At 54.9% G+C, this 9,792-nt stretch carries 10 protein-coding genes; all 10 read left to right on the forward strand.

The annotated features are described in order from the left end of the window. The first annotated feature begins 41 nt into the window (after positions 1-41). Positions 42-980, forward strand: coding sequence for a glycosyltransferase (locus tag NBH09_RS04135; RefSeq protein WP_082421944.1), 939 nt, complete (start codon positions 42-44; stop codon positions 978-980). A 1-nt stretch (position 981) separates the two neighbouring features. Next, positions 982-2,259: a glycosyltransferase family protein gene (locus NBH09_RS04140; protein WP_250787145.1), complete on the forward strand. Its 1,278-nt coding sequence runs from the start codon at positions 982-984 to the stop codon at positions 2,257-2,259. A 94-nt stretch (positions 2,260-2,353) separates the two neighbouring features. Beyond that, positions 2,354-3,628 carry a hypothetical protein gene (locus tag NBH09_RS04145; RefSeq protein ID WP_250787146.1) on the forward strand — a complete coding sequence of 425 codons (1,275 nt, stop codon included), beginning with the start codon at positions 2,354-2,356 and terminating at the stop codon, positions 3,626-3,628. A 2-nt stretch (positions 3,629-3,630) separates the two neighbouring features. Then, on the forward strand, positions 3,631-4,704 hold the full coding sequence (locus tag NBH09_RS04150; protein WP_250787147.1) for a polysaccharide pyruvyl transferase family protein: 1,074 nt from the start codon (positions 3,631-3,633) through the stop codon (positions 4,702-4,704). Further along, positions 4,697-6,202, forward strand: coding sequence for a lipopolysaccharide biosynthesis protein (locus tag NBH09_RS04155; protein WP_052044164.1), 1,506 nt, complete (start codon positions 4,697-4,699; stop codon positions 6,200-6,202). Before NBH09_RS04150 ends, NBH09_RS04155 begins: the two co-directional genes overlap by 8 nt. A gap of 8 nt (positions 6,203-6,210) precedes the next feature. Next, positions 6,211-7,428 carry a Coenzyme F420 hydrogenase/dehydrogenase, beta subunit C-terminal domain gene (locus NBH09_RS04160; RefSeq protein WP_250787148.1) on the forward strand — a complete coding sequence of 406 codons (1,218 nt, stop codon included), beginning with the start codon at positions 6,211-6,213 and terminating at the stop codon, positions 7,426-7,428. Continuing rightward, positions 7,429-7,815 carry a hypothetical protein gene (locus NBH09_RS04165; protein WP_250787149.1) on the forward strand — a complete coding sequence of 129 codons (387 nt, stop codon included), beginning with the start codon at positions 7,429-7,431 and terminating at the stop codon, positions 7,813-7,815. Beyond that, on the forward strand, positions 7,742-8,383 hold the full coding sequence (locus tag NBH09_RS04170) for an acyltransferase family protein (protein ID WP_035138284.1): 642 nt from the start codon (positions 7,742-7,744) through the stop codon (positions 8,381-8,383). The genes NBH09_RS04165 and NBH09_RS04170 overlap by 74 nt, the downstream gene beginning before the upstream one ends. Positions 8,384-8,724: 341 nt before the next feature. Beyond that, positions 8,725-9,624, forward strand: coding sequence for a glucose-1-phosphate thymidylyltransferase RfbA (rfbA, locus tag NBH09_RS04175; RefSeq protein WP_250787150.1), 900 nt, complete (start codon positions 8,725-8,727; stop codon positions 9,622-9,624). 19 nt (positions 9,625-9,643) lie between these two features. Continuing rightward, positions 9,644-9,792: NAD-dependent epimerase/dehydratase family protein (locus NBH09_RS04180; protein ID WP_250787155.1), on the forward strand; the 149-nt coding region annotated here is incomplete at its 3' end.

Consider the following 9,792-nt stretch of genomic DNA (forward strand, 5'->3'; position numbering starts at 1 on the left):
CGAGAGCGTTTGCTTTAGGCATTAATGATAAGGTAATCCATATGTTGAGTAATTCCAAGGTGCCAAAGTGCGTCGTATTAATGGCGTCATACAACGGCATCCCATTTATTTCAGAACAAATTGACAGCATTCTCTCGCAGGCTGAAGTTGACGTACGTCTTTTTGTCCGTGATGACGGGTCATCTGATGGTACTCGTGATCTTCTGCAGCGCTATGCAGATGAGGGCAGTCTGACTTTGTTAACAGGAGAAAACCTAGGACCTGCTTTAGGGTTTTTGACGTTGTTGCGGAATGCTCCCGAAGCTGATTACTATGCGTTTTCCGACCAAGATGATATTTGGGATAGCGATAAACTGATAACTGCGATTAAACAGCTTAAGAAGCAGGAGAATTTGGCTCTTTATCATTGCAATTCAAGACTTGTAGATTCAGCTGGTAATGAGATGGGCCGGTTAACCTATGGGCAACAAAGGTGCATATCTTATCGAGATAACGACCCTCTCAACCAGCTTTGCATTGGGTCACCTATGGGATGTACGCAAGTATTTGATAGGCGTATTTGGGAAGTTGTTTGCTTGCATGAGCTGCCCCATCCCGTCATCATGCATGATAAGCTGATAGCTAATCTATGCGTGCTGCTGGGTTATCGGATTGTTTTCGATGCTTCTCCTCATATGGGATATCGCCAGCATGGTCGTAATGTGGTCGGTGTGAGTACTGATTTACCATCTAAAGTGATTGAGAAAATCAATAGTTTTTGTCATCCGCGAGAGATTACTCTTGCAAAGCAAGTTACTGGACTTCTTTCAACTTATTCCGACTGCATTCTTCCTCCAGAGCGTGCTCTTGGAGAGTTGGTATCGAAAATGGACGCTTCTTTCATGGCTAGGTGCAGGGTTTCTTTCTCTTCGAGGCTGAATTTCGGCAGTCTACAAGAGGGCCTTTTCAATAGATCTCTCCTCTTGTTTGGGAAGCGATGATATGAGTAAAAGCATCCCCAAACCGCACAATAGTGGGTACGTCCTAGCGCTTGCCTTTTGCGACTATCTCAAGGACAAGACCGGCACCCCAAAGGCTATTATGGCGAGTCAGCAGGCCATGGCGTCGCACGGCATAAGTTACGTCTATCTCCACTCGGTTAAGAAGACCCTGTTCAGGGACGACCAGATGCTATTTTGCGAATTCGGGGTTACGGTCGACGGGGTGGAGGCTGGTGTTTTCAGTATTGCCCAGGTGTGCGAGGCCCTTTGCAGCTGGCAAAAAAGCGGCTTCAGCCTTCTTGAGCTTCATATCCACCACCTTCTGTACGTGAGCCTTGAGAAAGTCTCCGAACTGCTAAAAGTTACAGGCAAAACACCGGTCAGGGCCTTTCTCCACGACTATTACCTGTGTTGTACAAGCTATAACCTCCAAAATAGGAGCGGCTTTTGTGACAGCTCAAGGCTCGGCGACGCTCCCTGCGAGAAATGCCCCCACTTCAGTAACAGCCTTCGTGTGGAGTCGAAGATCCAAGGGCTGTTTGACTCCATCAAAAATCTCCGTTTTGTTGCACCTTCGACCTATACGAAGAATCGGTTTCTCTCATTCAGGCCCCAATACGAGGGCCTTGTTGATGTAATACCGCACCAAAAGCTGCTTGGAGAGTATCTGGGCAACAGACGTCCTCTGAACGCAGGGGAGCGCATCAGGGTTGCCTTTCTGGGGATGCCGAGGAAGACAAAGGGCTGGGAGACCTGGCTTCGCCTCGTATCTGCGGTCGATGAACAAGAGTACGAGTTCTTCGTCTTCAACAGCTCGAACGATATGTATCCAGGGATGAACAAGCGGTTTGTCGAATTTGATGAGAAGCACCCAAATGCCATGACCGACTCTCTCAGGGAGTGCGAGATTGCCATCGTTGTCATGTGGCCATCTTGTCCAGAGACCTATAGCTACACCTGTATGGAATCTTACTCCGCAAACGCTTATACGATTTCGAGTGCATGTGCAGGCAATGTCGCCGACTTTGTCGTTGAGCATGGGTCCGGTTTGGTGCTGAATAACGAGGAGGAGCTAATCGGGCTGTTTAGGGATAAGAGCCGGCTTATCAGGGAGGTCAATCGTTTCAGGAGCGGAAATCCTGGTCCGCTCGATCTTGTCGATTCAGATGAGATCGTAGACCTGCTTCCATGCTCCTCGGTAGGTCTCAACACGGGAGTTCACATGCACACGAGGCTGATTGAACGTGTGCTGCTGGAGGTACTCAATGCAAGATCATAGGCATGCGAGGCTCGTTATAAATAAAGCGGAGGAGCGGGCTGGTCGAAGAGGTCGTTGGTATCTCCCTAATAAGCAAGGTGTTCTAACCGTTTGCATGGGTGACCTGGCGGATGCGACGATCGTTATAGGTATCTTGGCGCAGGTTTTCTTCCTTGAGTACTATGGTCTGGGGCGATACCTCAACTGGGTAATTACCGGCATGATTTGCGTGAGGGCGCTCTTCTCCGGATGGAAATATAGCGGTAGAGCGCTACTACTTGGGCTGATTACCGTTGCAGGGTGGCTGTCTGGTGCCCTCTTGGGTGGCAATATGGAAACGTTTAGGGCGAATATTTTGCTGCTCCTCTACCCGTTTGTCTATACGCTTTACTTCTTTCTTTTGGTCACTAACAAGAGGGATTTTCTTCTTGGACTCTTTGATGCAGGTTTTCCGGTCTTCAACGCCATATTGCTTCTCAATATGGCGATCATGTTTATCCAGTACTCTACCCATGGGATGATCGCTGCGACAACGAACGACATCAGTTACTTCGAGGACAATATCTCCGGCCTGTTCTCTTATGCGTCCGTCCATGCGGTGGCCCTTTACACTTCATTCGTCGTGCTCTACAACTTCGTCTGGATTAGGAGGCTTCGGGGTCCTCTCTGGCCATCCCTTGCCATCGCTTACAACGTCTGCCTTATCGTCCTGTCCTTCTATCTTGCGACACTCAACGATAATAAGGCGCTCTTCATAATCCTTCCTCTCGTTTTAGTGATGTTCTGGCTTATTTCAGTCATGAAGGGAGAAGCGGATGTTTCGGGTCCCTTCTTTTGGCTTGTCGCCTTGTATTTTATCCTGACAATTGCATACGCCTTGGTGCCTGCGTTCCAGATCCTCGTGGATACGCAAGTGTTTGGTCTGTTCGATATGGTTGGCAGTTCAGCTTCCGTCGGTACTGCTGCCGACGGCAGTAACGAGAGGATTGCTATCATCGGCTTCGCTCTCTTGAGACCGGCTACATGGAGTCTCGGAGAGGGTCTTGGAGCCTCAAGCTTCTACGCGTCCGGGTTCATGTCGTTTAACCACTTTGGTCAAGCGGATATGGGGTCTTTCTTGATTCTCATGGGGGTTTGGGAGACGGCAGCGTATGTAGCGTTTTTCCACTCCGTGGTTAGTGAGTTTATGGAGCAGGAAAAAGGATCTAATGGCCGGATTGTTCGTTTGCTCCTTTTGCTAACAATTCTTATTACCTTTCTGTATACGCAGTGCTTTACAAGGGTGAACTGCTGCTTGTGCCTACTGCTGCTCTGTGGAGCGCTGGCTTGGTCGTGGAATTCCTCGGCTGCAGACTATTTGATTATTGATAGAGACGAAGAACAGGTTTGAACATGAAAATAGGCATTTCCACATTTACGCATGGGGACAACTATGGGCAGAGGCTCCAGAACCTTGCTGTCCAAGAAACTCTCAAACTCTCGGGTGCAGATGTCCTTACGTTCAGACAGAAGGACTCGAGATCTGCCAAATACAAGCTCAAGTCTTTGGCTTCGCTCATTCCAAAGGGGCTTGCCGTTGCCCACATCCAGAGGCATCGTTCGTTTGAGGATTTCAATTCCCGTAACATTTCCTTTAGCCGGGAGGTTATATCTGATTCCAACCCTCCACGTGACATTAAATCCTATGACTTTTTCGTTGCTGGGAGCGACCAAGTTTGGTCTCCGTATTCCCCTGACGCTAACTCCACTATGTTTCTCACGTTTTCGCCAAGAGAAAAGCGCATTGCTTTTTCGCCAAGCTTGGCAGCTCCGACGATTCCCGAGGAGAAGCGTGAGCTGTTCCACGGCTATTTCGACGGGTTTGATAGGCTGTCCGTTCGTGAGCAGAAGAGCGCCGAGCTTATAACCAGTCTGTACGGCTTAAAGGCCGAGGTGTTGATTGACCCAACACTGATGTTTGACGGCTCCTGGTGGGAAAGGTATGAAAAAGAGCCGCACTGCGGGCTTCCAAATGATTATGTATTGACGTACTTCCTCGGGACTGCAGCTTACGAAGAGAGGGTTGCCGAAATCTGTGATTCACTTAGCTGCAAGAGGGTCGATTTACTAGGGGATGCGCGCTACTACGCCCTCGGGCCTTCAGAGTTCCTCTATGCCGTCCGTCACGCAAAGCTTGTAGCGACAGATTCATATCACGGATCAATTTTCTCGATCTTGTTCGGGAAGCCGCTGATTTATTGCCCTCGTGAGTCCACTGGTCCAGACATGAGCAGCCGATTCGACACGCTAGCCAGCGAGCTGGGTGTTTCTTTCGTTGAGCGGTCAATTCTTTCCGTATGTAATTCGGAACTGCTCGAGAGTGACTATTCAAAGGCGTATGACAGGTTGCCAGCTCAGAGGAAGATCGTTGTTGAATTCCTCGATAGATGTGGATTGAGCATTCCCTCGGAGGCCGCCCGTGGCTAGCCAGCGTAAGGCGGGCGCCCTCCTCGGCTACGCCAACATCCTCGCAAAGAACCTCGTCAACCTCGTCTACACGCCGATGCTACTGTCCTACGTGGGGCAGGCGGACTACGGCGTCTTCCAGAGCTCGAACTCCTTTGTCTTCTCGCTGACGCTCCTGTCCTTCGGCTTCTCCGAGGCCTACGTGCGCTTCTACACGCAGACGGTGGCGCACGGCGGCGAGCGCGACATCCGGCACCTGAACGGCATGTACCTCACGCTTTACGTCGCCGTCACAGCCGCGGCGGTCGCCCTCGGCATGGGCTTCTCCGCAAACGCCGGCGCGGTGTTCTCGGCCGGGTTCACCGAGGCGCAGGTCTCGCTCGCCCGGGAGCTGCTCGCCATCATGACGCTCAACGTCGCCTCGACGTTGTTCACCGTCGTGTTCAATTCCTACATCACGGCGCACGAGCGCTTCGTCTACCAGCAGACCAGGCAGCTCGTCACCACGCTTGCGACGCCGCTGTGCGCCTGGGCCCTGCTGGCCGCCGGTATGGGGCCCGTGGGCGTTGCCCTAGCACAGCTCGCGGTGAACCTCGTCCTGCTTGCCCTCAACGCGCGCTACGCCATCGTCGTGCTGGGCATGCGCTTCGAGCTCAGGGGTGCCGACTGGGGCGTCATGCGCGGCATCGCCGCCTTCAGTGCCTGGATCTTCGGTAACCAGGTCTGCGAGATGGTCAATCAGAGCGTGCCCAACATCATGCTGGGGGCCATCTCGGGCGCGACTGCGGTATCTCTGTTCGCGGTGGCCGTGAACATCCGCCAGGTCTTCTACTCGCTCTCCACCACGATGTCGAACGTCTTCATTCCGAAGGTCAACCGCATCGTCGCCACCTCGGACGACAACGCCGAGCTCACTCGCCTTATGACGCGCGTGGGCCGCTACCAGATGGTACTGTTTTGCTGGGTGTACGGAGGTTTCGCTATTCTCGGGAAGTTTTTCGTGACGAGGTGGGCGGGCCCGGGCTTCGCCGAGGCCTACTGGCTCGTGCTCGCCATGACGCTACCCGTCATGGTGCCCCTCTGTCAGAACGTCGGCATCGAGATCCAGAGGGCCAAGAACATGCACCACGCCAGGAGTCTCGTCTACCTTGCGATGGCGGTCGGGAACGTTGCCTTCACCGCCGCGGCCGCCCCGGCGCTGGGGCCGTGGGCCCCCGCGATCGCCTATGTCGTCAGCATCGTGCTCGGCAACGGACTGTGGATGAACTGGTACTACCAGAAGCGGGTCGGTCTCGACATGCTCTTTTTCTGGAAGCGGAACCTGCCGGTGCTGCTCGCCTGGGCTGCCGTCACCGTCGCCTGCCTCGCTGGCACGGCGGTCCTGCCCGTCAACGGATGGCCCGCGTTCCTCGAGTGGGGCGCCGTTTACAGCGCGCTTTTCGCCATAGCCCTTTGGCTCGCCGTCCTAACGAAGGACGAACGTATCGCGGTCGTCTCTCGTCTCCCGTTCCTTAGATAGGGTCCATCATGAATGATTCCGAGAAATCCCCGAGGGTCGTCTCGCTTGGCGACCGTTGCTGCGGCTGCGGCGCGTGCGCTGCCCGCTGCCCCAAGTCAAGCATCTCCATGGAACCCGATGATTGTGGCTTCCTACACCCCACCGTCGACGCCTCCGGGTGCGTAGGCTGCGGGGCGTGCGACGCCGTATGCCCGGCGCTCAACGCCCCTGGGGAGGACGGGTGCGAGTTCGCCCTCTGGGCGAAGGCTCATGACGTCGGCTTGCTCGATAGATCGTCGTCGGGCGGCGTGTTCGGTCTACTCGCCGGTGACGCTCTCTCGCGCGGCGGTGTTGTGGCGGGCGCCGCGTGGACGGACGGTTGCCGCGAGCTTCGTCACGTGCTCGTGGAGGACAGGCCGGCGCTCGGCGCCGTTATGCGCTCGAAATACGTTCAGAGCGCGGTTGGCCGCGGCGTCTTCGAGGGCGTCCGCACTGCCCTGCGTGAAGGCAGGCCGGCGCTCTTTGCCGGTACTGCATGCCAGGTGGCTGGCATGCGCTCATACCTGGGGAAACTCGCCGACTCTGACCTCTTCCTCGGCGTCGACGTCATCTGCCACGGTGTTCCGTCTCCAGAGCTCTGGTCGCGCTGGGTCGACTACCGTGGTGAGGCCTTCGGGTCGGACGTCTGCGACGTCAATATGCGGAGTAAGACAACCGGATGGTTGTCTTTCTCCGCTATGTACAAGCACATAGCGGAGAAAGACAACACCGGGGACACCGAGTCCCAGATATTCGGCAAAGACTGGTACATGAAAGCGTTTCTGGCCAATGCGAGCCTTCGTTCGTCCTGTCTGGCATGTCCAGCAAAGCGCTCCAGCGGCGCCGATATCACGCTCGGTGATTTCTGGGGGTTCCAGAATACCCATCCCGAGGTCGACAACTCCAAGGGCGTATCTGCCGTCCTATGCAATACCGAGAAGGGCGTGCGGGCATTCGAGGCTATTTCTGGGCTTACTGCAAACGGTCCGGCGACGCTTGATGGGGTAATCGCGGGCAACCCTAGCCTCGTCCATTCTGTCACGCCTTATCCAAAGCGCGACGAGTTCTTGAACGACGTGTCTGCCGGGCTTTCCATCCCAGATCTCATGGACAAGTGGGATTTCCGTCCCACTCTCTGGCAGCGTGTCCGCGGCAAGCTTGGTGGTATTAAACGACGACTAAAGAGACTCGTTGGAAGGAGAGCCTAGATGGCCAAGGATCGCTACCTTCAAGCTCTTCGTGGGCTTGCGATTTCCGCAGTGGTGCTTATCCACTGTCTTCCTCAATGTGCCGCGTCGGTCGCCATTCGCCCATTCCTCAACTTTTCTGTTGCGTTGTTCTTGTTTTTATCCGGTGTTCTTACCGACGAGCGCAAATTTAATGCGGGGGGGTTCTTCGACGCCGCATTAGCAAGGTTGCCGGACCTTATGCGTTCTGGAGCGTTATCTATCTTGCGGCGTTTCCCGCCCTTCATGGGCGTCTGGGTTTCTGGCGTTCGCCGTGGGCTCCGTATCGGCTCAGATGTACTATCTATTGGTCTATTCACAGCTTGTGCTGCTTACTCCGGTACTGTTCAGGCTCCTTTCACGGTATAGGTTCTTTGTCTATTGTGTGACACCGGCTTGCTTGCTTCTAAGGGAGCTCGCTGCCGTTGCCGGTATCGCATTGCCTCTAATACAGGTTTTCTGCCCCATGTGGCTCATCTTTTATGTTTTCGGTCTCGACTGGAGGCGTTGGGCTGCGCTCATTGAAGGACGAACCACTCAGCTTGTTGCAGTGCTCTTTATATTTTTAATAATTCAGGAGGTCGCAGGCTTCTGGTGGTATTTGACTGGCGATTTCAATATGGCCACAACTCAGCTTAAGCTCGGTTCTGCCGCGACCTCTTTAGCTGTGATCGCGCTTCTTATGGCGGTTCCGGGATCATTCAAGTCGCGATTATCTTCTACTTTGCTTGTTGACCTTGGGAACGCCTCTTTTGGAATCTACCTCTGCCATATACTTGTTCTCAAGGCCGTTTGGAAACTGCTTGGATTATTCGTCATTCCACTTGGTGTTTCGACATTTGCTGTTTGGGCGCTAACTCTTGCCGGATCTTATTCGCTTGTATCACTTTGCGGTCGTTATTTGCCCGAACGAATTCACATCATTGTGGGATTATAAATTGATTTTCGATACTGGCGCTTTTCATAGCGTTGAAGCAAAGTGAGTCCATTACCAACATTTGGCACGCGATCATCGGTGAAGATACCGGACTTCCTGTTTTCGAACGAGAAGATGACTTTTTACTCAAAATGGCTGATTGGATTAACCAACCTGAAATAACCGGAATCAATCTCCCTTGGTCGAGCATCGAAAAATGGAAGGGGCAATTCAGGTAGCCATATTCCGCAGTCATTACCTTGCCTATTTCGTTAAGAATGAGGGGGTTTAGCAAAATAGGATACCCAAGTCTTATTTATCACTCGATCTAAAGCGCATTTCGATTGTAGAGGACAGATTAAATGAAAGGCATCATCCTCGCGGGCGGGTCCGGCACGCGACTGTACCCGCTCACTCTCGTGACCTCCAAGCAGCTGCTGCCGGTCTACGACAAGCCCATGATCTACTACCCGCTGTCCACGCTCATGCTGGCGGGCATCAAGGACATCCTGGTCATCTCCACGCCGACCGACCTGCCCAACTTCCAGCGCCTGCTGGGCGACGGCTCGCGCTTCGGCGTGAACCTCTCCTACGCCGAGCAGACCTCGCCGGACGGCCTGGCGCAGGCCTTCACCATCGGCGAGGAGTTCATTGCCGGCGAGCCGTGCGCGCTCGTGCTCGGCGACAACATCTTCTACGGCAACGGCCTCAGCCGCCACCTGACGCGCGCCGTCCAGAACGCCGAGTCGGGCCGCGCCACGGTCTTCGGCTACCACGTGGACGACCCCGAGCGCTTCGGCGTCGTGGAGTTCGACGGCGAGGGCAGGGCCGTCTCCATCGAGGAGAAGCCCGCCGAGCCCAAGAGCTCCTACGCCGTCACCGGCCTGTACTTCTACCCGGGCGACGTCGCCGCCAAGGCTCACGAGGTCGAGCCCTCCGCCCGCGGGGAGCTGGAGATCACCACGCTCAACCAGATGTATCTGGAGGAGGGGACGCTCTCCGTGGTGACCCTCGGCCGCGGCTACGCGTGGCTGGACACCGGCACCATGGAGTCGCTCCACGAGGCGGCGGAGTTCGTCCGCGCCGTCGAGCACTCCCAGGACCTACCGGTCTCGGTGCCCGAGGAGATCGCCTGGGAGAACGGCTGGATCACGACCGCCGAGCTGGAGGAGGCGGCCAAGGCCTACGGCAAGTCGGTCTACGGTCGGCACCTGAAGAAGGTCGCCGCCGGCGAGATCGTCAACAGCCCGCGCGAGTACTAGGAACCGAGGAGATACGAACATGGCAGAGGAGACCTTCTCCCCCAGGAACATCATCGTCACGGGCGGCTGCGGCTTCATCGGCAGCAACTTCGTGCGCTATGTCGTGAACAACCACCCCGACGTCCACGTCACCGTCCTGGACAAGCTGACCTACGCCGGCAACCCCGA

This window comes from Collinsella sp. BG-O-102, assembly GCF_023656745.1.
Taxonomy (GTDB): domain Bacteria; phylum Actinomycetota; class Coriobacteriia; order Coriobacteriales; family Coriobacteriaceae; genus Collinsella.